This is a genomic window from Metabacillus herbersteinensis (assembly GCF_042433335.1).
Taxonomy (GTDB): domain Bacteria; phylum Bacillota; class Bacilli; order Bacillales; family Bacillaceae; genus Metabacillus; species Metabacillus herbersteinensis.
The window spans coordinates 468,785-492,877 of record NZ_JBHLVO010000001.1 but is presented as its reverse complement, the minus strand read 5'-3'; the positions used below and the strand labels follow the sequence as shown (position 1 = coordinate 492,877).

20 protein-coding genes and 1 other annotated feature are annotated in these 24,093 nt (G+C 37.0%); of the genes, 14 read left to right on the top strand and 6 right to left on the bottom strand.

What is annotated here, in order from left to right; translation table 11 throughout:
* Positions 1 to 16: 16 nt before the first annotated feature.
* Entirely contained in the window at positions 17 to 2,905 is a 2,889-nt protein-coding gene (locus ACFFIX_RS02470; RefSeq protein WP_378930138.1) for a transglycosylase domain-containing protein, read from the bottom strand.
* A 139-nt stretch (positions 2,906 to 3,044) separates the two neighbouring features.
* Positions 3,045 to 3,273: a binding site (T-box leader), on the top strand.
* Between the two features lie 60 nt (positions 3,274 to 3,333).
* Here ACFFIX_RS02470 and tyrS point away from each other — a divergent pair.
* Positions 3,334 to 4,596: a tyrosine--tRNA ligase gene (gene tyrS, locus ACFFIX_RS02465; protein WP_378930136.1), complete on the top strand. Its 1,263-nt coding sequence runs from the start codon at positions 3,334 to 3,336 to the stop codon at positions 4,594 to 4,596.
* Positions 4,597 to 4,686: 90 nt separating this feature from the next.
* Here the strand turns inward: tyrS and rpsD are convergent, their stop codons facing one another.
* Complete coding sequence (gene rpsD, locus ACFFIX_RS02460; RefSeq protein ID WP_378930134.1) at positions 4,687 to 5,289, bottom strand: 30S ribosomal protein S4; 603 nt, start codon at positions 5,287 to 5,289, stop codon at positions 4,687 to 4,689.
* Between the two features lie 528 nt (positions 5,290 to 5,817).
* Between rpsD and ACFFIX_RS02455 the strand changes: the two genes are divergently transcribed.
* Genes ACFFIX_RS02455 through megL form a run of 3 tightly spaced genes read left to right on the top strand, consistent with a single transcriptional unit; the run spans position 5,818 to position 8,996 of the window.
* Positions 5,818 to 7,638 carry a sensor domain-containing diguanylate cyclase gene (locus ACFFIX_RS02455; RefSeq protein WP_378930132.1) on the top strand — a complete coding sequence of 607 codons (1,821 nt, stop codon included), beginning with the start codon at positions 5,818 to 5,820 and terminating at the stop codon, positions 7,636 to 7,638.
* 31 nt (positions 7,639 to 7,669) lie between these two features.
* Positions 7,670 to 7,792: a hypothetical protein gene (locus tag ACFFIX_RS02450; protein WP_378930130.1), complete on the top strand. Its 123-nt coding sequence runs from the start codon at positions 7,670 to 7,672 to the stop codon at positions 7,790 to 7,792.
* Between the two features lie 19 nt (positions 7,793 to 7,811).
* Positions 7,812 to 8,996 carry a methionine gamma-lyase gene (gene megL, locus ACFFIX_RS02445; RefSeq protein ID WP_378930128.1) on the top strand — a complete coding sequence of 395 codons (1,185 nt, stop codon included), beginning with the start codon at positions 7,812 to 7,814 and terminating at the stop codon, positions 8,994 to 8,996.
* A 71-nt stretch (positions 8,997 to 9,067) separates the two neighbouring features.
* Here megL and msrC read toward each other — a convergent pair whose 3' ends face one another.
* The gene (msrC, locus tag ACFFIX_RS02440) at positions 9,068 to 9,547 is read right to left on the bottom strand and encodes a free L-methionine (R)-S-oxide reductase MsrC (RefSeq protein WP_378930126.1); all 480 of its coding nucleotides are present in this window, start codon (positions 9,545 to 9,547) and stop codon (positions 9,068 to 9,070) included.
* A 171-nt stretch (positions 9,548 to 9,718) separates the two neighbouring features.
* Here msrC and refZ point away from each other — a divergent pair, with 171 nt between their 5' ends.
* A complete protein-coding gene (refZ, locus tag ACFFIX_RS02435) occupies positions 9,719 to 10,369 on the top strand; it encodes a forespore capture DNA-binding protein RefZ (RefSeq protein ID WP_378930124.1) in 651 nt (216 codons plus the stop codon).
* Here refZ and hisJ read toward each other — a convergent pair.
* Entirely contained in the window at positions 10,361 to 11,167 is an 807-nt protein-coding gene (gene hisJ / locus ACFFIX_RS02430) for a histidinol-phosphatase HisJ (protein ID WP_378930122.1), read from the bottom strand. The two genes, refZ and hisJ, sit on opposite strands and share 9 nt — an antisense overlap.
* 370 nt (positions 11,168 to 11,537) lie before the next feature.
* Here hisJ and ezrA point away from each other — a divergent pair, with 370 nt between their 5' ends.
* A complete protein-coding gene (ezrA, locus tag ACFFIX_RS02425; protein ID WP_378930120.1) occupies positions 11,538 to 13,238 on the top strand; it encodes a septation ring formation regulator EzrA in 1,701 nt (566 codons plus the stop codon).
* A 73-nt stretch (positions 13,239 to 13,311) separates the two neighbouring features.
* Here ezrA and brnQ read toward each other — a convergent pair whose 3' ends face one another.
* Positions 13,312 to 14,643 carry a branched-chain amino acid transport system II carrier protein gene (gene brnQ, locus ACFFIX_RS02420; protein ID WP_378930119.1) on the bottom strand — a complete coding sequence of 444 codons (1,332 nt, stop codon included), beginning with the start codon at positions 14,641 to 14,643 and terminating at the stop codon, positions 13,312 to 13,314.
* 289 nt (positions 14,644 to 14,932) lie between these two features.
* On the opposite strand from brnQ, the gene ACFFIX_RS02415 reads away from it, so the two are divergent.
* The 6 genes from ACFFIX_RS02415 (at position 14,933) to ACFFIX_RS02390 (ending at position 21,412) form a co-directional block, all read left to right on the top strand.
* The gene (locus tag ACFFIX_RS02415; RefSeq protein WP_378930117.1) at positions 14,933 to 16,078 is read left to right on the top strand and encodes a cysteine desulfurase family protein; all 1,146 of its coding nucleotides are present in this window, start codon (positions 14,933 to 14,935) and stop codon (positions 16,076 to 16,078) included.
* A gap of 5 nt (positions 16,079 to 16,083) precedes the next feature.
* Positions 16,084 to 17,286: a tRNA uracil 4-sulfurtransferase ThiI gene (thiI, locus tag ACFFIX_RS02410; protein ID WP_378930115.1), complete on the top strand. Its 1,203-nt coding sequence runs from the start codon at positions 16,084 to 16,086 to the stop codon at positions 17,284 to 17,286.
* Positions 17,287 to 17,375: 89 nt separating this feature from the next.
* Entirely contained in the window at positions 17,376 to 17,588 is a 213-nt protein-coding gene (locus tag ACFFIX_RS02405) for an alpha/beta-type small acid-soluble spore protein (RefSeq protein ID WP_378930113.1), read from the top strand.
* Between the two features lie 225 nt (positions 17,589 to 17,813).
* Positions 17,814 to 17,963, top strand: coding sequence for a hypothetical protein (locus ACFFIX_RS02400; RefSeq protein ID WP_378930111.1), 150 nt, complete (start codon positions 17,814 to 17,816; stop codon positions 17,961 to 17,963).
* 156 nt (positions 17,964 to 18,119) lie between these two features.
* Positions 18,120 to 19,703, top strand: coding sequence for an acyl-CoA synthetase MbcS (gene mbcS / locus ACFFIX_RS02395; protein ID WP_378930109.1), 1,584 nt, complete (start codon positions 18,120 to 18,122; stop codon positions 19,701 to 19,703).
* 107 nt (positions 19,704 to 19,810) lie between these two features.
* Entirely contained in the window at positions 19,811 to 21,412 is a 1,602-nt protein-coding gene (locus ACFFIX_RS02390; protein ID WP_378930107.1) for an amidohydrolase, read from the top strand.
* A 12-nt stretch (positions 21,413 to 21,424) separates the two neighbouring features.
* Here the strand turns inward: ACFFIX_RS02390 and ACFFIX_RS02385 are convergent, their stop codons facing one another.
* Positions 21,425 to 22,225 carry an NAD kinase gene (locus ACFFIX_RS02385; protein WP_378930105.1) on the bottom strand — a complete coding sequence of 267 codons (801 nt, stop codon included), beginning with the start codon at positions 22,223 to 22,225 and terminating at the stop codon, positions 21,425 to 21,427.
* Between the two features lie 175 nt (positions 22,226 to 22,400).
* Between ACFFIX_RS02385 and sppA the strand changes: the two genes are divergently transcribed.
* Both sppA and ACFFIX_RS02375 read left to right on the top strand, forming a co-directional pair.
* Positions 22,401 to 23,405 carry a signal peptide peptidase SppA gene (gene sppA, locus ACFFIX_RS02380; protein WP_378930103.1) on the top strand — a complete coding sequence of 335 codons (1,005 nt, stop codon included), beginning with the start codon at positions 22,401 to 22,403 and terminating at the stop codon, positions 23,403 to 23,405.
* A 12-nt stretch (positions 23,406 to 23,417) separates the two neighbouring features.
* Positions 23,418 to 23,951: an RDD family protein gene (locus tag ACFFIX_RS02375; protein ID WP_378930101.1), complete on the top strand. Its 534-nt coding sequence runs from the start codon at positions 23,418 to 23,420 to the stop codon at positions 23,949 to 23,951.
* Positions 23,952 to 24,093 lie beyond the last annotated feature (142 nt).

The following is a 24,093-nucleotide window of genomic DNA, read 5'->3' as shown; positions in this document are numbered from 1 at the left end:
GAACGTCATTTTTGGTTTAATTTGTGTTTTCACCATTACCGTCTGGTTTTTCTGCGTTACCACCATTATCTTTAGGCGGGTCTTTAGGTTTTGGTTTATCTTGTTTAGGTGGATCTTTTGGTTTAGTGTCTTCTTTTGGTTTTTCCTCAGGCTTTGGCTTTTCTTCTGGTTTTTTATCTACATAATCACCATTTTTAATAATTGCTGATGGAGCCGATTCCTTGCCAGCTACGTCGACAGCAACAACATAGTATGCTGCCGGGTTATTACCAATTGAAGCAGTCATTGATTTTGATGCAGGTACGCTTGCTACTTTTTTGAAGTCGGTTGAAAAGTTTGCAGCTGCGTATACTCTGTAACCAATTACATCATTGTCACCATTTGCTCGCCAAGATAATTTCCCTCCTGAAGCTGCGACACCACTTACTGGAGATGGATTTGCTCCATTGTCACCAATTTCTTTGTCTTCAGTAATCACAAGATTATCCCATCTCACCGTGTTAGGGAGAAGCCTTTTTAAGTCGGTGAGATTACTTATGCTATGTTTTGCTAGAATGTCTTTTTTAAGCATAACACCCTCCTGAACAAATTCGGAAGGAGCTGTCCCAGGAACACGGTAGGCACGATCTTTTACAAAGACATATTTTCCTTGTGTTAAACTATCATCTACTTTTGTCGGTACGTATTTAGCATTGAATAAGTCGGTTGCGACTAATCCTGCTTTTTTACAAAGATCTGAAGGTATTTCACCTGTTAAAGCACAGTAGGAGCGTGAGACGATTCCACCAGGCATTTGGAAACGCTCTTTTGGTGCGATTAAGTCAGGGCTTACTTCATGAGCGACGTTCATAAGCTTGGCCCATAGTAAGATATTACGTTTACTATATGTTAATCCTTTATATCGCTGTTCAAGTTGTTTAGGTGTGTCATAGCCAATCCATGTTCCAAATGTTACATTAGGGTTGGATGCAACAAACCAAGCATCATAGGTGTCTTGAGTGGTTCCTGTTTTTCCAGCCCAATCCGCGTTAAAGGATAAGTATCCATTTAAAGAAGCAGCAGTTCCTTTTTTTATAACGTCTCGCATCATATCGATGGTTAAATAGGCAGTTTGAGGCGAAAAGACGTCTGTTTGCTTCGATTCATGCTCATAAACAACATCCCCATTACTTGTTTCAATCTTTTCAATCATATACGCGTCAATGAACTTTCCACCGTTGGCAAAGGTGGTATATGCGTTCACATTTTCCTCTACGCTTACTCCAACTGTCATACCCCCAAGACTTAAGGAAGCAAATCCACCTTTGTCTGCTTCATGCATATCTGTAAAACCCATTTTTTCAAGGTATGAAGAAGGACGTTGATCAATCATCTTCATATACGTTTTTACAGCTGGAACATTGTAAGAATATTGCAGTGCTGCTCTCGCACTTGTTAATCCATGAGTACCAACGTATGTTTTCGAGCCAACTGAGAATGGGGTATCAGCAATTACAGTCCCTGGCTGTACAACCCCTGCTTCCATTGCAGGGGCATAAACGAGTAGCGGCTTCATCGTGGATCCGTTCTGCCTTTGAGCTTTGGTCGCATGATTTGTTTGTTCGCGACTGTGGTCCCGTCCTCCGACAAAACTAAGTATTTTACCACTAGTGTTCTCGATAAGAACACCACCAACTTCAACAGGTTCATTTACAACAATGTCTTCGCCAGTATCAGGGTCTACTTTTGTCTGTTTTTTGTCACTACCATAGTATTCATATTCTTTTGCAACACTTTGCATTTTGTCGTAGATCGGTTTATTAATGGTAGTATGAATGCGGTAACCTTGTTGGCGTAGATCGTAATCTGCAATTGTACGATATTCATTCTTTAACTTTTTGTCTTTAGTTAGATCTTCTTCTGTGTATCCATCTTTCTCAGCTAGAAATTTCATGATAATTTCTATTGCTCTGTTCTCTATTTCATATGTTAAAAATGGGTACTGCTCGGTGGAAGATGGTTTTTTCTTTGTTAAGTTGTCTTTAATATTATAAGTAAGTGCATTGTCATATTCGTCTTTTGTAATAAAGCCACCTGTATACATTCTATTCAGAACAGTTTTCATCCTGTTTGTACCTGACTCAAGACTTTCTTTTACTTCACCTGAATTTGTAAAGGGTGTATAACCAAAAGGACTTTGTGGAAGTCCTGCAATGTAAGCGGATTGAGCAATGTTTAGATCTTTTGCATCAACTCCAAATACACCTTGTGCAGCGGTTTGAACCCCTGCAATATTGCGCCCAGAAGCATTTCTCCCTAAGTCAGCCATATTTAGATACGCTTCTAATATTTCTTTTTTTTCAAAGAAACGTTCTAGTCGCAGGGCTAAAAGTATTTCTTTTGCTTTCCGATCAAAAGAAACTTCATTTGTGAGTATCTGGTTTTTAATTAATTGTTGAGTAAGTGTACTACCACCAGTTCGGGTTGACGAATTTGTAAACTCTTGAAAGAGCGCACGCATAATCGCTTTCGGCACGACACCTTCGTGTTCATAGAAGAGTTCATCCTCAGTAGCAATGACAGCGTTTACTAGATGTGGTGACACGTCTTCTAACTTGATTTCTTCACGCTCAAGATCAGCGCTCAACTTACCTAAGTACACATCATTAGCAAAATATATTTCTGAAGTTTCTTCATAATTGTATACATCTTTCTTCATTACCTCGTAAGAACGAATGGGTTCATCCTTTACTAATGAAGCAAAATATCCAGCACCAACTCCACCGGCAAAACAGAGGCCAATGATACCAATGACAAAGAATAGCAAGATAAGATTCCAAACAACGGTAAACGTTATTGAAAAACTTTTTTGTGCCTTTTTTTGAAATGGTGAGAAGCGCCTTAGCTTTTCTATCCATTTATCCATATTCTAATCCCCCCATATCCAGCCTATATTATACCATAGCATGCAGCAGTTTTTGTATGGTTTTGTCGGAATCCCTACTGTGATTTGACAAATTGAATATACTATGTTTAAAATCTAATAAAGTTATCAATAATATTATAAATAAGCATTGATTGGTTTAGTAGTGATCACTTGTTGTTTTAGAGAGCTGATGGTTGGTGAAAATCAGTACAAAGGTGAACCATGAATTACGCCCATGAGCATCTTTTTCGAAAAGGGTTAACCTCAGTAGGGAAAGACGGTTAAAATCCGTTAACATTTTTAAGCGAGGATTGCGCATAATGGGCATTTCTAAGTAGGGTGGTACCGCGAATAACATCGTCCCTTCATTTCTAATGAAGGGACGTTTTTTATTGTTTTTTATTTTATAAACAAAGAGGAGCTTGGCTATGAACGAATTACTAAAGGACTTACAATTTCGAGGTTTAATTAGTCAAATGACAGATGAAGAGGGACTAGATAAACTATTATCAAGTGAAAAAATCAAGCTATATTCTGGCTTTGATCCAACAGCAGATAGTCTTCATATCGGTCATTTACTTCCAGTCTTAACGTTAAGACGTTTCCAGCTGAATGGTCATCATCCGATTGCTTTTGTTGGAGGTGCTACCGGATTAATTGGCGATCCAAGCGGAAAAAAAGCGGAAAGAACATTAAACTCTAGTGATATTGTTCAAAATTGGTCTGATCGTATAAAAGAACAGTTGTCTCGTTTCTTAGATTTTGAAGCAACTGAAAATCCTGCAACCATTGCAAATAACTATGATTGGATCGGTAAGATTGATGTAATTTCATTTTTACGAGATGTTGGTAAAAACTTTGGAATCAACTACATGCTCGCTAAAGACTCTGTCCAATCGCGAATTGAATCTGGCATATCATTCACAGAATTCAGCTATATGATTTTACAATCCTACGACTTTTTAAAATTGTACCAAGACAGGCAGTGTAAACTTCAAATTGGTGGAAGTGATCAGTGGGGAAATATCACAGCAGGAATGGAATTAATTCGCAAAACTGAAGAAAATGCAAAAGCTTTTGGCTTAACGATTCCACTCGTAACAAAAGCAGATGGGACAAAGTTTGGTAAAACAGAGGGCGGAGCAATTTGGCTAGATCCTGAAAAAACGTCTCCTTATGAGTTTTACCAGTTCTGGATTAATGCTGACGATCGCGATGTAATTAAGTACTTGAAATTTTTCACATTCCTTTCAGTTGCTGAGATTGAACAATTAGAAAAAGAAACACAAGAAGCCCCTGAAAAACGATTAGCTCAAAAAACACTCGCTGAGGAAGTAACGAACTTAGTACATGGGGAAGAAGCCTTAAAGCAGGCAATGAAAATTACAGAAGCTCTGTTTAGTGGAAATATTAAAGCATTAACAGCAACAGAAATAATTCAAGGATTTAAAGATGTTCCTACTTTTGAAGTGAACGAAGAGGGAATTAGTTTAATCGAATTACTCGTCCAGGCGAAGATTTCTCCTTCTAAACGCCAAGCGCGTGAAGATATTGCTAATGGAGCAGTTTACATCAATGGTGATCGAAATCAGGAACTTGAAAAGGTAATTACAACGCAAGACAAAATTGAGAACCAATTTACAGTGATTCGTCGAGGGAAGAAGAAATACTACTTGATTAAGTTTACTTGAAGTAAAAGGGAAGAGACTTAACTTAAATGTTGAGTCTTTTTTTAAAATTAGACAAAAAAACCAGTCGTATGAAACGACTGGTTTAATGTATTAACGAGAGTAGAATTCAACGATTAATGCTTCGTTAATTTCAGCTGGTAATTCAGAACGCTCAGGTGAACGTGTGAATGTACCTTCTAATTTTTCTGCATCGAAAGAAAGGTATTCAGGTACGAAGTTACTTACTTCTACCGCTTCTTTCACGATATCAAGGTTACGAGACTTTTCGCGGAATGAAATCGTTTGACCAGGTTTTACTTGGAATGAAGGGATGTCTACGCGACTACCATCAACAAGGATATGACCATGGTTTACTAATTGACGTGATTGACGACGAGTACGAGCTAAGCCAAGACGATAAACAACGTTATCTAGACGAGAGTCAAGAAGAATCATGAAGTTATCACCGTGCTTACCAGCCATTTTACTCGCTCTTACGAATAAGTTTTTGAACTGACGCTCAGTCACACCATACATGTGACGAAGTTTTTGCTTCTCTTGTAATTGTAAACCATATTCAGAGATTTTTTTGCGTTGTCCTGGACCATGTTGTCCTGGAGCATATGGACGCTTTTCTAATTCTTTACCTGTACCACTTAAAGAAATTCCTAATCTACGAGAGAGTTTCCAGCTTGAGCCTGTATAACGAGCCATGCTAACTCCTCCTTTATGTTTTTATTTTGCATAAAATAAAAACCAAACTGATCTACACAATGATGCACATTTTGTTTTCATATATCCTCGCTCCAGCAGCAGAGAGTTACACGATACAACCTTACTGGGATGTGAGAGGTCTGATTTGAGAGGTCAGAAAAAACCTCAAGAGCCTCAAATAGAAGTAAGGGAACAAACTGAAGTCATTATTGCTCATCAATAGGCTGCAGTATTTTATACACAAAGAGTATTATATGAATTTCTCGTGATAAAGTCAAGGACATTTAACAAACAAAGTTCCTACCCTAGATTTTCAGGCTGAATACTTTAGATACTAGCCCCCCGCACAGAGCACTAAGTAAATAAATTTACAATTAAAAAATATACTCAATTCTTGTTGAATAGTTGAATTATGATATAATGATGAGTGGTAAATCTTTCTTATCTCATACGGCGCCGTCAGGTCTATACGTCGCTAAACAGGCTTGTGATTTTTTATAATGCAATATGATACTGTGGGTGATTTATGTGAAAAATGAATCAGTGTTAGCAGCGATTAGGAGTGAGTTTTTTAACTACTTAAGTAGTTATGGAACCACAAATTCCAACAAAATGATAACCGATTGGCTGGTTTCTTTGCTTAAAAAAGAAATGAACGTAGCCCATGCGGCTTTTTATATTTACAATGAGAAAAATGAACACTTTTCCCCATTAGTCTATCAAGATAAACGGTTTGTTGATCGTAAATCGTTAACCTTCAAGTTATCCGATGGTCCAGTTCATCACTGTAATGACAACTATTTTATCCTACTTTACATAAAAAAGGACCTATACGGATTAATTGAACTAAAAAGTCTCAACACTTCCATCTACACAGAGGAACTTCTACAAAGTATTGCAGTTGATTGCTCAAAATTCCTTGAGTTTACTGCGAGCCTTTCCAAAATCTTAGAAAATAAACAAAAATATGAACAGCTTTATCAATTAACAAAAAAGTTTCACTCGTTTATGAAAAACAAAGATGATGTTCTAATTGAGCTGATTTCTACTTTGCAAACAATGTACTCTGAATATATCTTTTATTTATTTTTGTCTCATGATAATGAAAATAAACAGCATCTACCAATTAAGGATTTAGATTATGAAAAAGAAGATCATGACACAGCAATGGAAGCGTATGTTACCGGAGAAGTTCAGATAGAGCGGAACGACGCCTTAAAACAAGCTGTTTTATATGTTCCTTTAAAAGGAAAGCAGGGTGTTTATGGTGTACTTCAAGTCGTTGCAAATAATGAATTGGGCCTTGAAGCGGATAACATTGACTTTATTACGCTTCTTGCTAATGCTGCAGGAAATGCACTAGAAAATGCTCAATTGTATGAGCAATCAAAGCGTTTGATCGAAGACTTACAATTAATCAATGAGACTTCTCATCGTTTAAATAAAAATCTGAGATTAACTGAGACCATGAGTTTTATGTCTAAGAGAATACTTGAGTCTTTTCAGGCAAATGAGGTAGGCTTTTTTTACTATGATCATACCGGGGTATGTAAAACATTACCAGGTAGTACTGCGTTTTTTCAGCATGAATCCTCTAAAGAGTGCGTGGAGTACGTGTTTGCAAAAATCGAACGTGATCGAGATGGTTTATTTATTGGAGATGTAACAACCTCATTAGAGTACTCGACTTTTTGTTCTGTCATGGTAGTTCCAATGATTCAAAGTGATGATATTAAAGGGTGTGCAATCGTCTTACACAAAGATCCTTATCATTTTTCGTTTGAAGTTTACAAGCTATTACAATCTTTAATTCATCATTCAACGTTAGCTTTAACAAACTCTTTACTCCGGGAAGAGTTAGAAACATTAGTGAAAACAGATCATTTAACAAAGCTTTACTCCCGAAATTACTTTAATGAGTTTATTCAGCAGTCGATGAAAGACGATCGTCAAGGCACTTTTATTTTAGTAGATATTGATGATTTTAAACAAATTAACGATACCTATGGCCATCAAATTGGAGATGAAGTGATTATCCAAGTTGCTGAGCTGATTAAAAGCAATATTCGCGAGCGAGACATTGGTGCACGATGGGGCGGAGAAGAGCTTGCCATTTATTTACCACAAGTTGACTTTGATTCAGGAATCGCAGTCGCTACTCGCATTGTAAAAAAGGTTGGAGAGTTAACAAATCCTTCAATTACGATCTCGTGTGGAGTTACGTATTGGAAGGAGGACGAGGAAGACGACTTTATGAGTCTGTTTAGTCGTGCAGATAAGGCACTTTACACAGCAAAACATAATGGTAAGAACCGAGTTGTCATTGGGGAATATAGTCAATCAATCTAAGTACCTGAATTAGCAGGTGCTTTTTTTGTACGTGAAAAAAAGTACTGCAATTCGAGCGAACAGAGATGGTACGAACTATACAGAGTTTGCGAAAGAGAGATTGGACAATATGGAAGCGCTATCATTTTCAATTAATCCAACATACTATAAATAATAGAGTTGTCTAAAGGGGGATGTTTATGAAAAAGCAGGATTTTCGAACGAAGGTCATTCACGGTGAAGCCACTCATTATAAAGATCCTTATAACAGCCTAGTACCACCAATTTATCAAACTGCAACTTTTACTTTTGACACAGCTGAGCAAGTGGAAAGAAGGTTTGCGGGTGATGAAGAAGGACCTATTTATTCTCGATTAGGTAATCCAACGGTGCAAATGCTTGAACAAAAAATGGCTGTACTAGAAGAAGGGGAAGCTGCATTGGCATTTGGTTCAGGGATGGGTGCTGTATCAGCAGTTGTTTTATCACTAGTTAACGCTGGAGACCATATTCTTTGTTCAAAAGGTGTTTATGGGTGCACATTTGGCTTTTTAAACATGTTACATGAAAAATTTAATGTTTCTCACACTTTTTCTAATTTAACGAATGAGCTAGAGATTGAGTCGCAACTTTCTAACTACACAACTTGTATATATATCGAAACACCAATCAATCCAACCATGCAGTTAATTGACCTAGCGTTAGTGGTGAAGGTTGCAAAAAAACATAAAATTAAAGTTGTCGTCGATAACACTTTTTCTTCACCATATCTCCAACAGCCTCTATTATTTGGCTGTGACATTGTGTTGCATAGTGCTACAAAGTACTTATGTGGTCATGGAGATGTCATCGGGGGAATCGTTGTTAGCGATGAATCCTATATTGAGGAGCTTTCAAAAACAGTCCGAAAAGATATCGGAGCCATTATGTCTCCCTTTGATGCTTGGTTGCTACTTAGAGGATTAAAAACATTAGCTGTTAGAATGGATCGACACTGTGAAAATGCAGAAGAGATCGTAAATAAGCTTAGTGAACATCCAAAAATTGAGTCAATCGTTTATCCTTTTTCAAGCAGTGATCAACAACTTGCAAAAAAACAAATGAAGCAAGGAGGAGGCTTGATTACGTTTTCTCTTAAAAATGGTTCGAAAAAAACAGCTCAGAAATTGATGAATGAATTAAATTTAATAAAAATTGCTGTAAGTTTAGGTGATGCAGAGACACTAATACAGCACCCTGCAACAATGACACACGCAGTTGTAGGCGAAGAGGAAAGAGAAAGAATGGGCATAACAGAAAACATGATTAGACTTTCTATTGGGTTAGAGGCGTGGGAGGATATTTGGAATGATTTAGAGCATGCGTTGCAAAAAGTGTGATTAGGCGCCAAGAGGAATTTAAAAGGGCGCTAATAGACAAGTAGTGAACATTTGTCTTAGCACCCTTTTTCTTATAAATAATTAACTAAAACATCAACATATTGCTCTAAGTACATTTGATCTACTTCATCAAAACGACTTTTAATCGGGCTATCAATATCTAAAACGCCAATTAGCTTATCATCGATAATGATCGGAACAACAATTTCTGAATGTGATGCCGCATCACAAGCAATGTGGCCTGGAAACTGATGAACATCCTCTACAAGAAAGGTTTTCATTTCGGCTGCAGCGGACCCGCAAACTCCTTTTCCTAATGGAATTCTCACACAAGCAGGTAGACCCTGAAAAGGTCCCAACACAAGCTGATCATTTTTTAATAAATAAAAGCCAACCCAATTCACGTTATCTAAAAATTGATTTAATAAAGAAGAAGCATTTGCTAGATTTGCAATTTGATCTTCCTCTCCATCGAGTAAAGCTTTTAACTGTTTTAACAATAATTCATATTTTTCTTCTCTATTAACTGAGTATTTTTCGACATGAAACATACTATTTCCCCACCTTTTGAGTATATGCAACAAACTATTAACACTAGTACAAACTTTGTCGAGAGAACAATAGAGGATTCTTCCTATTCCTATTGAAGTTACTAGGTATAAATAGGTGTTGTGAGTACAGATCAACATAAGCCTATTAAGTAATTAAAAGGGGTGAATAGAATGACACTTACCGCCTTATCTGATACAAAACAAAAAATACTGGATGCCGCTATTTATTTATTTAATTCAAAGGGTTTTACTGGCACATCCGTCCGTGAAATTGCCAAAAAGGCAAATGTGAATGTTGCTCATATTTCCTATTATTTCAAAGGGAAAGGCGGACTACTAGAACATCTTGTCTCTCAGTTTTATGAAGGATATTTAACTGTCATTGAAAACAATCTTTCGCATTTGACTAAAGGCTCCGCGGGGTCTTGTTTGCGAAGCTTAATTTTAGATATATTAAACTACCAGCACGAAAACCGTCAACTTTCAAGACTTGTGCTACGGGAGGTAACGCTTGATACTGTTCTCATTCGTGAGGTCATGACAACATACCTTACGAAGGAAAAGTACTATTTAAAGGCAATTTTAGAGCATGGAATAAAAGTAGGTCAATTTAGGAAAGTATTTATTCCTCATATCATCATCCAGTTGAAAAGTTTGGTGAATATGCCATATCTTCAGCCTCAGTATATGAGTGAAGTACTGCATATACAATCACATGAGGCCTATTTCGTCCATCAATATTATAAGGATGTGATGATTTGGATTGATAGTCTTCTGACTGAACACCATCCAATCCAACAAAAAGTTGTTGCACTAAGATAACTCTAATTCTTTATATGCTTGATAATTCATTCCAAGATCCCTTGCACTATGGGCATCAGATCCATATACAAGAGGGATTTTTTTCTGTATGGCCAAATGAGCAATCCAATTTTGTGGATAGGTCTCACCACAAAATTCCTTTCTCAATCCTGCCACATTGTAGTCAATTTGCATTTCTTCTCTAACAATTGCCTGTAAAATTGTTTGTATTGAATTAGAAAAGTCAAAGTGAACTGGAAAAAGCTTCTGGAATTTATGGGCAAGAGTTAGATGACCAATACGTTTAGGTTTATATTTTCCTAAATCTGTATTTACGGATGTAAGTACTGCCTCATAGTAGAGCCGATGCAGCTTCTCAAGGGATCCGACTCGTTTAACCATCTCTCCAAACGTAACCTCATCATAATCAATACAAAAATACTGATCATCTAACTTTATAAAATGAACCGAGAGGATACTGTCTGTCAGGAAGCTTCCATACTGATTTAAAAAACCGGTAATCTCATCCTCATATCCACGAATAAAATCAACCTCTAGTCCAATGTTTATGATGATTCTGTTCTGATATTTTTCTTTTAGCCTCTCAATTGATTGAAAGTAGTCAGCCAATTTTTCGAGACTCATCGAACTATCCCTTAAAGGAGTAGGATCAACAAACCCTTTCGGAAGCGGCGCATGTTCAGTAAACGTTATTTCATGGAAGTTTTCTTCGATTGCCTTTTCCACGTATTTCTCGAGCGTATCCCCAGTACCATGTGGACAAAAAGGGGTATGAATATGTCCATCAATTTTCCTCATGTTAGCTACACCTCTAAAAACTGCGAATTATGACGATAATTAATGTAAAAATTTTAAAAATATTGGTCAAAAATTGTCGTTTACATGGTATCATAAATACATTGAAATAACATTATACATGGTTTTATTCATACATAGAAATTTCGACAAAAGACGCTTATCAACATGATAATATAAGTGAAACTTCCATCAGTAGGGGTTCTCTTCACCCCCGCTGATGGTTAGTTGAACCAATCGGACCTTTACGGGCAGTTATCCCACCTACCTTCCTTTCAAACTCGGAATTCTTAGGTATGGGTGTTACTGCCCGTTAAGAGTGGGGTAATTCCCTGTCATGACGATTTTGTGTAGTACAACGAGGGGGCTCATTATGGAAGTTGTAGTAATTGGATTAATACTGACCTTATGTATCCTATTTGGAGTAGGTTACTTTATACGCAAAGGTATATTTAGTGAGGTAGATCGACTAGAGGCATCTAAAATTGAAATGATGAATCGATCAATCGTTGATGAAATGTCAAAAGTTAAAGATTTAAAAATGACAGGACAGGCAGAGAAATTATTTGAAGAATGGCGTAAAGAGTGGGATGAAATTATTACGTCTCAACTTCCAGAAGTTGAAGAGCTCCTTTTCGATGCAGAGGACTATGCTGATAAATACCGATTTAAAAAAGCAAAAAGTGTGCTTGCTCATATTGAAGCCGTATTAAAAGCAGTAGATGAAAGCATTGATAAAATTATATCTGAAATTAATGAGCTAGTCACTAGTGAAGAAAGAAATACGGTAGAAATTGAAGATGTTAAACAACACTTTAAAAAAGCAAAAAAGACGTTAATTGCTCATGGCCATCTTTTTGGTAAATCACATGAGAAGCTAGAATCAATGCTTAATAAAATAGCTCAAGAACTTAAGCGCTTCGAAGGTGAAACAAACGAAGGGAATTATTTAGCAGCACGAGAAATTCTTCTTTTACAAAAAGAAGAATTAGATACGTTGATTCTGAAAATTGACGAAATTCCCAAATTGCTCACCGATTGCCAATCATCAATTCCAAATCAGATCATTGAGTTAACTGAAGGCTATAATGAAATGCTACAACAAGGATACCATCTCGAGCACATCCAAGTTGAACAAGAAGTCGATAATATGAACAGACGGTTAGAAGGTTTTCTAAGTCAGCTCACAGACACTGAGATCAACGACATCCAAGAAAGCATTCAAGAAATACAAGAATCAATTGACATGCTCTATGAATTACTGGAAAGGGAAGTTCATGCGAATCACTTTGTTCATACTGCAAAAACAAAGATTGCTGACAAAATAACCGATCTAGTAGAGCAGAAGGAAGTAACAAAAGAAGAGACAGAGTTGGTTAAACAAAGTTACTTCTTAGCAGAACAAGAGTTAGAAAAACAACGTCAAATTGAAAAGCAGATAAATCAACTAGAAAAGAAATTTTTACATATCCAACAAAACCTTACGAAAGACCATATCGCGCACACAATCATTAAAGAAGAACTAGAGGATATTGAAAAGCAAATAGAGAACCTACTAACAGAGCATGCAGAATATCGTGAAATGCTTCAAACACTTCGAAAGGATGAACTGCAGGCAAGACAAAAGTTAACGGAATTAAAACGATTAATGCTTGAATCAATCAGGCTTGTTCAAAAGAGTAATATACCAGGTTTACCACTTGAATTCGTAAATGAAATTGACGTGACAAAAAGCCGAGTACAAAAGGTAACCGCTAAACTCGACGAAATGCCACTTGATATGGTAGTCGTTAATACATTACTGGAAGATGCAGTTGAATGCGTTCAACTATTAAACACTGATGCAAAAGAAATGATCGAACAAGTATATTTAGTCGAAAAGGTCATTCAGTATGGAAATCGATATAGAAATCGAAATTCCAGCTTAGCATCTCAATTAATAGAAGCTGAACATCTTTTTCGTAAATATAAGTACGGAGAATCTCTTGAAGCTGCCGCAGCTGCCCTAGAGCAAGTTGAGCCAGGATCTCTTAAAAGAATTCAATCCATTATTGGAAAAGAAGACGCGAAATAATAATCAAACAAATAAATAGCTAAATAAAAAAACGCACAAGATTTTGTTTTGAAAATCTTGTGCGTTTTTATGTTCATACAAGTTCTGGCTTACTTTTAACTCTAGATACGATCCAACCAACAAAACCTCCAACAACTGCTGGTACTACCCAACCTACTCCAAATTCAAAAAACGGAACATACAGATTAAGGAATTCATTTAGGTTGCCTAATTGTATGTTTGCTGCATTTAACCCATCAATAATACTTAGAGAAGCAGTTGCCGTTATACTAAAAACGTACACCTCTCTAGCACCCTTAAATGTAGAATGGAGAAAAGTTAACATAATTAAAACGATGGCTAGAGGGTAAATCGTTACTAAAATAGGGACAGAAAATGAAATGATTTGTGATAATCCAAAATTGGCGACGATTGTGCTAAATAATGTTATGAAAAGTATGATCAAATTATAAGAAAATCTGGGTAGGATTTTCGAGAAATACTCACCGCATGCTGATACAAGACCTACACTTGTTGTTAAGCAGGCAAAGGTAATAGCCAAGCCCAAAACAATATTACCAAAAGGTCCAAACAAAACAGTGGCAGAGCTCGCTAAGATTGCACTCCCATTATCTAAGTATCCTAAAGTTGATACACTTGTAGCTCCTAGATAAGCGAGGGATACATAAACAAATATTAGCCCAACAGAAGCAATAAGACCTGCTTTTGTACAGACGATTGCAATTTCCTTTTGACTCGTTACTCCACGACTTTTGACTGCATTGATTACAACAATCCCGAAAACGAGTGCTGCAATTGTATCCATGGTCAAGTAACCTTCTAGAAAACCTTTAAAAAAGGCTCCTTCAACGTAATCTTCTTGCGGTTTCTGTAGTGAACCCATGGGTGTAACAAAAGCTTTAACACTTAGCATAACTAATACAAGAATTAAAGCAGGAGTAAGTACTTTTCCTATAGTATCAACTAGTTTGCTGGGATTGAGTGATAGCCAAAAAGTAATCCCAAAAAAGACTAAAGTATATACAAATAGTGAAACTGTAGAGTCTACAAAACGGTCGGGTAAAAAAGGAGTAACACCCATTTCGTAAGCAACAGTTCCAGTTCTTGGAATCCCAAAAAGTGGTCCAATTGCCAAGTATAAGATAATAGGAAACAACCATCCAAATAATGGATGAACACGATTGCTTAGGGACTGAACATCACTCCCAGACAAGCCAATCGAAATGACACCAAGTAAAGGTAAACCAACGCCCGTAATTAAGAATCCAAGTACGACGAGCCATACGTTCTCTCCGGCTGCTTGTCCTAATGAAGGAGGAAAAATCATATTTCCTGCTCCAAAGAAAAGAGCAAACAACATCAAACCGATAACTAAAGTATCTTTACCGGATAGCTTTTTATCCATAATAACCTCCTGAAAACACTAATTGAGATGTAGCCGTTTACATACTAACATAAATAGTGAGAAAATTGTCGAATTTATTAAATAATTTTTAGTATTTTCTAATACCATTCTGATTCTTTTTTTAATCTTGTTATGATGTGGTATTATGTTTTTTTAGGCCTTTAGGTTGCAGGTCAGAAATGCATCGATAACTTACCTTTCTTCCTCTGAACAGGGGACCTGAGCTATTGTTACTTATATTCCTTACAATAATAATTTTGAATTCATAAAGAATAGTTGGTGGAAATATATGTTGTATTTAGATAACAGTGCAACAACAAAGCCCTATCCAGAAGTTCTGGATACGTATTTAAAAGTAGCAGAAACATTTTTTGCAAATCCTTCATCTATTCATAAACTAGGAAGCGATGCAGAAAAATTGTTAACTTCAGCGAGAAAACAAACCTCTGAGCTTTTAGGCGTGAACTTTCGTGAAATTATTTTCACATCAGGTGGAACGGAAGGAAACAATCTTGCGATCAAGGGAGCTGCTCTTGCGAATAAACACAAAGGAAATCACATTATCACAACCGAGATTGAGCACCCTTCTGTAATAGAGTCTGTAAAACAGCTAAAAGAAATCCATAACTTTGATGTCACATTTTTGCCCGTTGACGAGAATGGATTTGTTTCGCTTGAACGTTTGAAAAATGAACTGTGTAACGAAACCATCCTCGTTTCAATTATGTCAGTAAATAATGAAATTGGTTCAATTCAGCCTATCGAAGGTATTGGGAATTTACTATTGAATTATCCCAATGTACTCTTTCATGTAGATCACACTCAAGGAATAACGAAAATTCCTTTAAACATAAAAAGCTCCTCTATTGATTTATGTACGATCTCTGGACATAAATTTCATGCGTTAAATGGAACTGGTGCATTATATGTAAGAGAAGGTGTTAAGCTTACGCCAATTTTATCTGGCGGCTCTCAAGAAGGCAATTTACGCTCAGGAACTGAAAGCTTGCCAGGAATTGTCTCGATGACAAAAGCACTACGAATGGCAATAGAGAGTAGCACACACAACCTAGCAATATTAACTAAAGTGCGGAATAAACTTTTAAACGAGTTGAGTACGATTGAAGGTGTTGTCATAAATACACCGATTTCAAAGGGCGCACCACACATCATTAATTTTTCAGTACCTGGTTTGAAAGCAGAGGTTCTTGTTCATTTTTTAGAGGAGAAAAATATTTTTGTCTCAACAAACTCTGCCTGTTCCTCAAAAAGAGTAAAAGAAAGTACAACTTTACTTGCTATGAACAAAGGTGGAAATATTGCAGCTAGTGCTATACGGTTAAGCTTTTCACTAGAACAAACGGAAGAAATTATCGAACCTTTTATCATTCATTTGAAGAACGGTTTAAAAAAACTAACAAAGGTAACGAGGTAGATTAGATGAAGTTTGATCACATTTTAATACGGTTTGGAGAAATTTCTACAAAAGGGAGAAATCGCAGACTGTTTGTTGAGCGTTTAAAAAGAAATATACAAAATGTTTTAACCGATTACCCAGAGCTTACTTACCATGGAACACGAGATCGTCTTTATATCACTCTTAATGAAACAGATCATGAAGGTGTTGTTAAAAATATAGCAGATGTTTTTGGAATTCAATCCTATAGTCTAGCAATGAAATGTCGGAGTGAACTTGACGAAATCAAAAAATCAGCTCTTCAAGCGGTTCAAGGATTATATAAATCTGGTGATTCTTTTAAGGTTACTACGAAAAGAGCTGACAAACAGTTTCCTTTAGATACCAATGAATTGAACTATGAAATTGGAAGCTATGTTTTAATCAACACTGAAGATTTATCCGTCGATGTTAAAAATCCAACAATTAATTTACGAGTCGAAGTTAGGAAGGAAGCTACATATCTAACTTGCTACGACTATAAGGGTGCTGGTGGATTACCTGTTGGAATGAGTGGCAAAGCCATGCTGCTCCTGTCAGGAGGAATCGATAGCCCAGTAGCTGGTTTTTTATCGTTAAAAAGAGGACTCGAGATAGAAGCAATTCACTTTTTTAGCCCTCCTTATACGAGTGAACGTGCAAAGCAAAAGGTGATTGATTTGTGTAAAGAGCTTATATCCTACGGTGGGAAAATGAAGCTGCACATCGTTCCTTTTACAACCATTCAAGAGCAGATTCAAAAGCAAGTACCTGAAAACTATACGATGACCTCTACAAGAAGAATGATGCTAAAAATTGCTGATCAAATTCGAGAAAATAAACAGGCGCTTGCACTAATTACTGGGGAAAGCCTAGGACAAGTGGCCAGTCAAACACTAGAAAGCATGGTTGCAATCAATGAAGTAACGAACACTCCTATTCTGCGACCGCTAATCACAATGGATAAAACCGATATTATAACAATCTCTAAGGATATTGGAACACACGATATTTCAATAAGACCTTTCGAAGATTGCTGTACGATTTTCACTCCAGCTTCCCCAAAAACTCGTCCAAAGCTTGAAAAGGTTGCTCGTTTTGAAAGCTTTATTGACTTTGACGAACTAATCAAAACAGCAGTTCAAGAAACTGAAACGATTACAATTGAGTATGAACGTAAAAAAAGAGAATTTGAGGACTTATTGTAAATCTGAATTTGTGAACAATTACCATTTTGAAAATTGAATGAAGCCATGTGTTTTTACACAATCTATACTCACAAGGAGGTGAAAAACACATGGCACAAAACGGCGGTAACAGCTCAAATCAATTATTAGTTCCTGGTGCAGCACAAGCTATCGACCAAATGAAGTATGAAATCGCTTCTGAATTTGGAGTTAACTTAGGAGCAGAAACAACTTCACGCGCTAACGGTTCAGTTGGTGGTGAAATTACAAAACGTTTAGTATCTTTCGGTCAACAACACATGAGTGGTGGTTCTACATTCTAATTACAATTAAATAGAGAATGGCTACGAGGGTGGGGATCAAACCCCGCCCTTTTTGTATGTTGATTTTTAAACAAAAGCTCAGGGCTAGGCGCTGGCAGTCAAGAACGCGACGTCCTTGTCGCATTGACTGCACTAGCACCTCCTGTGCGTCGGAGCTGGATGTCGAAACGCATACTTACTCTTAACTTTTCTACTTTTTAATTTTTAAATAAGGAGGCACAAAATATGACTAAAAGTCAAAATAACAACCAGGAATTTGCTGAAGAAATCGGTGGTGTACAAGAGCAGGATCAGAAGCTTCAAAAGGCACGAAAGCAAGGAAGAAAGCGTAGAAACGAACCGAAAAACGCTCAAGAATCAAATGAACAAAGCTAAACTCAAGTTTTCTAAGCTGTATATAAATAATGAAATCAAGAATTGTCATTACTGGCAGTTCTTTTTTTTACCAAAATTTAATTTATTAAAATAATATTCAAAAACTTTTAAAAATTATGTATAATTTACTTGAACAGCAAATAAGGAGGGGTATGCATGTTAAGAGAAGAACTTATTGCACCTGAAATATATAATTTAGTACAAGAGGTTGAGCAGTATGCAAAAGACTCATCTAAAGTTGCGTTAAAATGGGAGAATGAACAAGGGGAACAAAAAAAAATTACCTATGCTGAACTATTAGAAAATGTAAACAGAATTGGAAGCGCTTTATTAAATCAGGGGCTACAAGCTGGTGATAGGCTTCTCGTTGTTATCCCTAGACTAATCGAGGCTTACGCTGTTTACCTCGGAGCATTAAAAGCAGGTCTCGTTGTTATTCCAAGCTCAGAAATGCTTCGAACAAAAGACTTACAATATCGAGTTACACATGCAGATGTAAAAGGGGTTGTGAGCTTTCACAAGTTTACAGACGAGTTTGCAGGAGTAAACGAATTTGATTCACTTGTGAAGATCGTTGTTGGGGGAAAAGAGAAGAACTGGTTGTCTCTAGAAGACTTAATGCTAGAGCAGACTTCAAAATTAGCTTTTTCACCTACAATGCGAGATTCCATGGCGTTTTTATCATATACTTCGGGAACAACAGGAAATCCAAAAGGAGTCGTACATACACATGGATGGGGATTTGCTCATCTGCGAACAGCTGCAAAAAATTGGTTGGGAATAGAAGGCGCTGATACTGTATGGGCAACAGCAGGACCAGGCTGGCAAAAGTGGATTTGGAGTCCATTCCTTTCCGTACTAGGCTCAGGGGCAACAGGATTTATATATGAGGGTCGCTTTGATCCCGAAAAATATCTTCAACTATTACAAGACTATCAAATAAACGTATTGTGCTGCACACCTACTGAATACCGCTTAATGGCTAAGGTAAATGGATTAGATCGTTATTCACTTCCAGCATTACATAGCGCTGTTTCGGCAGGAGAACCACTAAACAGAGAAGTAATTGAAACGTTTCAGCGTTATTTTCAAGTGGATGTTCGCGATGGCTATGGACAAACAGAAAATACGCTACTCGTTGGCGTGATGAAGGGTATGGAAATAAAGTCCGGATCAATGGGAAAACCAACTCCTGGTAATCATGTTGACGTAATTAACGAAGATGGAGAGCCTTGTAAAGCCAATGAAGTCGGTGACATCGCTGTTCATAAGGATACACCTGCACTATTTAAAGAATATTTTAAGGATGAAGAACGAACAGTTATGCAATTCCGAGGCGACTATTATGTCACAGGTGATCGAGCTAGAAAAGATGAAGATGGCTATTTTTGGTTTGAAGGGAGAAGAGATGATATTATCATCAGCTCGGGTTATACAATCGGGCCATTTGAAGTAGAAGATGCTCTAGTAAAGCACCCGGCAGTAAAAGAGTGTGCAGTTGTAGCAAGTCCCGATGAAATCCGGGGATGCATTGTTAAAGCGTATATTGTTCTTAAAGATGAAATCGACTCAGAAAATCCAGAGTTGATTTCTGCTCTTCAAGAACATGTTAAACAATTAACAGCACCTTACAAATATCCTAGAAAAATTGAATTTGTCCCTGAATTGCCAAAAACAACATCAGGAAAAATTCGCAGAATAGAGTTAAGACAACGTGAACTAGAACAAGCTAACTTATGAGCTTACAAACCAGGCGCTGATTATATGCCTGGTTTTTCTAATAGAAAAGGTGTCGAACATAAAATTATGCTACTATATATGACAAAAGAATTAGGGAGGTCTGTACTGTGGGAACGCTTTGGTATGGAGGCCAAATATATACGTTAGAAGCAGAGTATGAAAAGGTTGAGGCTGTTTACGTAGAAAATGGCATGATAGAAGCAGTTGGAGATTATCAAACGTTGTTAGCTAAATTTAAACACAAAGTAGAAAAGAAAATAAATCTACAAGGGAATACGATGATACCGGGCTTGGTTGACAGTCATCTTCATTTAATAGGTCATGGTGAGAAGTTATTGCGATTAGATTTCTCTGATATGAATTCTTCAGAGGAGATTTTGCAGGCTATCCAAAGAAAAATTCCCTTTTTGAACAAAAATGAATGGATCATTGGGGAAGGATGGAATGAAAATCAATTAACTGATCGAAAAATAATCCACCGCACAGAGCTGGATTTAATTGCTCCTGATCATCCTGTATTATTAAAACGTATTTGTAGACATGCAGTAATTGTAAACTCTAAGGCGCTTGCGCTTGCAGGTATTACGAGTGACACTCTGGATCCATCTGATGGGGTTATTGTACGTGATCACGATGGAACACCAACCGGATATTTACTCGATGGTGCACAAGAACTAATCTTTCAAGTTACACCAAATGTTTCAGCAGACTATCTGAAGAATGCGCTAAAAACATCGATTGAAGACTGCTATGAAAAAGGTTTAGTTGGAGGGCATTCTGAAGATTTAGCTTATTATGGGGACTTGGAAAAAACATTAACTACCTTTGAAGAAGTGGTTAATCACAATCGCAAATTCAGAACGAATCTGTTAGCACATCATTCGATTATTGATGAACTACATAGCAAGAACCGTAACCTTGGACTCTTTGTAGAATTAGGAGCAATGAAAATTTTCGCAGATGGTGCACTTGGTGGAAGAACTGCACTATTAAGCTCACAGTATAAAGATGACCCAGAAACAAATGGTGTTGCCATTCATGCAAAACAAGAGTTAGTCGGACTCGTTAGGAAAGCAAGGTCTTACAAAATGGAAGTTGCCATTCATGTTATTGGAGATTTAGCGTTTGAGTGGGCACTAGATGCCATCACGATTTGCCCACCACAGCCTGGCCAAAACGACCGTCTCATTCATGCACAGATCTTAAGAGAAGATTTAATTGAACGAATGATTGGACTTCCAATTGTACTAGACATTCAGCCGAGATTTGTTGCGAGTGATTTTCCATGGATTTTAGATCGTATTGATGAAAAAAAAATAAAATACTGCTATGCGTGGAAAACGCTTCTTGAAAAAGGAATTGCTTGTGCAGGGGGATCGGATGCACCGATTGAACCGGTCGATCCATTACTAGGTATCCATGCAGCCGTTACAAGAAAGAGCATGTATGACAATATAACCTATTACCCTGAACAGTGTCTTTCAGTTTTTGAAGCAGTGGAACTATTTACTAAAGGCAGCGCAGTTGTCATACATAAAGAAAACGAAAGAGGCATCATTAAAGAAGGATATGTTGCTGATTTTACTGTATTCAACAAAGATATTTTTACGATACCACATGAGGAAATACTAACTACAAAGGTAAGTATGACAGTTGTGGATAACACTGTCATGTATGAAAATATAAGCAGACAAAAACAGGAAGCATAGGCTTCCTGTTTTTTATAGAAACGTTCTCTTCACTTTCTCCCAGAACGAATTATCTTTTAGTTTTACCGTTTTAATCATCTTCTCACTCAATCCAAATTCGATTTCCTTCACGTGACTGATGCTCAATGCCTCATTATCCATCCCAATCACTGGGTGATCGTTTCCATCTTGAACGATGTTTAACTTAAGTTTGCGACTTCCGCTCAATATAAAGGAAGAACCAAGTGTACGGTAAAGATTGTTATTAACTGAAGCGAGTTCACTAACTTGTAAGCAAGGAAGCATTGGGTCAACAACTGCTCCATTTACTGATTTGTTGTATGCGGTACTACCTGTTGGTGTGGCGATGATCATTCCGTCGCCTCGGAAGGTTTCAAAATGAAGGTCATCGATATGAACATCAATCACAAAGGTCTTAATAATGCCTGATCGAATCGAGCATTCATTCAAGCAATGAAAGATCGTATCAGAATCAATCTTTACATCAATAAGCGGGTACTTTCTTACTTCAATGTTTTCTTCTGTCATTGCTTGAATCATTTTATCTGTATCGTCAAGGATAAAGTCACAATACAAGCTGATTGTACCAGGTATCGCAATTCCGGCATAAAGACAATCTTCACGGAAGTTTGTTTTCCGGACGGCTTGAAGAAAAGCACCATCTCCGCCAATACTAACGATTATATTTGCATCCTTCTGGTCATTAACAACATGAAAGTTGTGTTGCTTTGCTAGCTCAACTAAAGAAGCGACCTTTTCTACTAGATCATCCTCTTTTTTGTAAAAAAAGTAAACATTACGGCGATTTGTCATATGTAGTCCTCCTTTTGGTTGGAAAGTTTCTCCACATTCGTTATTAAAGATGATACAATACTTTATGGTGTTTAGTTTACCACTTTTGTGAAATTAAATGTTTCAATATAATGAGGTAATCTAAGATGGTAGTTGTCCCGATGAACAACTTGTAGTGTAAAAAGGAGGTTTTTTCATGAATGGAAAACGATGGGGAGCTTTAATCATTGCAGGAGTACTGATGGTTTTTGGTGTTATTACAAGTGCAACACAAATGTTCCTAAGCCAAACGGATACCTTTGCGGACGCGTTATCAACAGACGATACTTTTTCAGAAGAGATCATTGAAGAAGGCTCAGGCTCGAAAAAAATCGTAGTTCTTAATGTGAATGGAGTCATTCAAGATACGGGTGAAAACGTCACATCATTTTTTGAAACAGCAGGGTATCAGCATCAACAATTTTTAGACATGGTTGAGGCTGCAGGAGAAGATGATAACGTAAAAGGTGTCATTTTAAGAGTCAACTCTCCTGGTGGTGGGGTTGTCGAAAGTGCTGAAATACATAAGAAACTAATTGAGTTAAAAGAAGATAATAAAAAACCAATTTATGTTTCAATGGGAACAACTGCAGCTTCAGGAGGTTATTATATAGCAACACCTGCCGATAAGATCTTTGCAGCACCTGATACGTTAACAGGTTCATTGGGTGTTATTATGCAGAGTGTGAATTACGGAGGATTAGCGGAGAAGTATGGTGTTACATTTGAAACCATTAAAAGTGGTCCTTACAAAGACATTTTTTCTCCAACACGTGAAATGACGGACGATGAACGCAAAATTCTTCAATCAATGGTGGATAATGCCTATAAAGGTTTTGTAGATGTTATTTCTGGAGGTCGTGAGCTAAGTGAGTCAGAAGTTCGTCGAGTTGCCGACGGACGAATCTATGATGGACGTCAAGCAAAGGAATTAAACTTAATCGATGAACTAGGCTACTTTGATGATACAGTCGAAGGCATGAAAAAAGATTTAAAACTTGAAGATGCACAGGTAATTGAATACAATTCTGGTGCTGGTTTTGATTCTCTGTTCTCAATGGGTGCTAGCAAAGTGTTTAAAAACGAATTTGAATTGTCTGGTTTATACCAACTCATCTCCAGGCCAAATTCGCCTAGATTGATGTATTTATATTCTGAATAAGGGGGGCTAATCGTGGATACTACACTAGAAGGTGGAAATGAGTTCGAACAGCCTCTTGAAAAACAGCACTACAGCGAAGTAACAACAATAAATCATTACGCAGGATTCTGGATGCGTTTTTGGGCATATCTTTTTGATTTACTTGTGGTGGGAAGTGTAAATCGAATAATTATTTATCCTTTATTTGCGTTAATGGGAATAAATACATCTGGAGCCGGTATTTTCTCTCCAATTGAAATTGTAACAGCGATTACGTTTTTTCTTTACTTTGTGTTAATGACAAAATACTTTAATCAAACGCTTGGAAAAATGATTTTCGGTTTAAAAGTAGTCTCAGTTCTAAAAGAAAAAGAGCCTCTTCCTTGGAGTACGGTTCTATTCAGAGAGCTCGTTGGACGTTATATTTCAAAAGTTATTTGGATTGGTTATTTAATTGTAGCCTTCACTAACAAAAAACAAGGGTTACACGATTTATTCGCAGATACAACCGTTGTTCATGAAAAACTTTATACAGTAAGTCGCAAAGAAGTAAAACCTGTTGAGTAAAATCAACAGGTTTTTTTTCATACACCAGAATTTATATAATTCTAAGATATAGTAAGCGTTTCTGAATCCAGCTCCAGCTCCTAGCCCCTCGAGGTCGGGGCTGACCAAGGCGCTTGCGCTTTTTTTATTGAAAAAAAATCCA

Coding starts and splice junctions, on each gene's coding strand:
- ACFFIX_RS02470 (WP_378930138.1), bottom strand. CDS start 2,905: ATGGATAAATGGATAGAAAAGCTAAGGCGCTTCTCACCATTTCAAAAA.
- tyrS (WP_378930136.1), top strand. CDS start 3,334: ATGAACGAATTACTAAAGGACTTACAATTTCGAGGTTTAATTAGTCAA.
- rpsD (WP_378930134.1), bottom strand. CDS start 5,289: ATGGCTCGTTATACAGGCTCAAGCTGGAAACTCTCTCGTAGATTAGGA.
- megL (WP_378930128.1), top strand. CDS start 7,812: ATGTTTATGAAAAAGCAGGATTTTCGAACGAAGGTCATTCACGGTGAA.
- msrC (WP_378930126.1), bottom strand. CDS start 9,547: ATGTTTCATGTCGAAAAATACTCAGTTAATAGAGAAGAAAAATATGAA.
- refZ (WP_378930124.1), top strand. CDS start 9,719: ATGACACTTACCGCCTTATCTGATACAAAACAAAAAATACTGGATGCC.
- hisJ (WP_378930122.1), bottom strand. CDS start 11,167: ATGAGGAAAATTGATGGACATATTCATACCCCTTTTTGTCCACATGGT.
- ezrA (WP_378930120.1), top strand. CDS start 11,538: ATGGAAGTTGTAGTAATTGGATTAATACTGACCTTATGTATCCTATTT.
- brnQ (WP_378930119.1), bottom strand. CDS start 14,643: ATGGATAAAAAGCTATCCGGTAAAGATACTTTAGTTATCGGTTTGATG.
- ACFFIX_RS02415 (WP_378930117.1), top strand. CDS start 14,933: ATGTTGTATTTAGATAACAGTGCAACAACAAAGCCCTATCCAGAAGTT.
- thiI (WP_378930115.1), top strand. CDS start 16,084: ATGAAGTTTGATCACATTTTAATACGGTTTGGAGAAATTTCTACAAAA.
- ACFFIX_RS02405 (WP_378930113.1), top strand. CDS start 17,376: ATGGCACAAAACGGCGGTAACAGCTCAAATCAATTATTAGTTCCTGGT.
- ACFFIX_RS02400 (WP_378930111.1), top strand. CDS start 17,814: ATGACTAAAAGTCAAAATAACAACCAGGAATTTGCTGAAGAAATCGGT.
- mbcS (WP_378930109.1), top strand. CDS start 18,120: ATGTTAAGAGAAGAACTTATTGCACCTGAAATATATAATTTAGTACAA.
- ACFFIX_RS02385 (WP_378930105.1), bottom strand. CDS start 22,225: ATGACAAATCGCCGTAATGTTTACTTTTTTTACAAAAAAGAGGATGAT.
- sppA (WP_378930103.1), top strand. CDS start 22,401: ATGAATGGAAAACGATGGGGAGCTTTAATCATTGCAGGAGTACTGATG.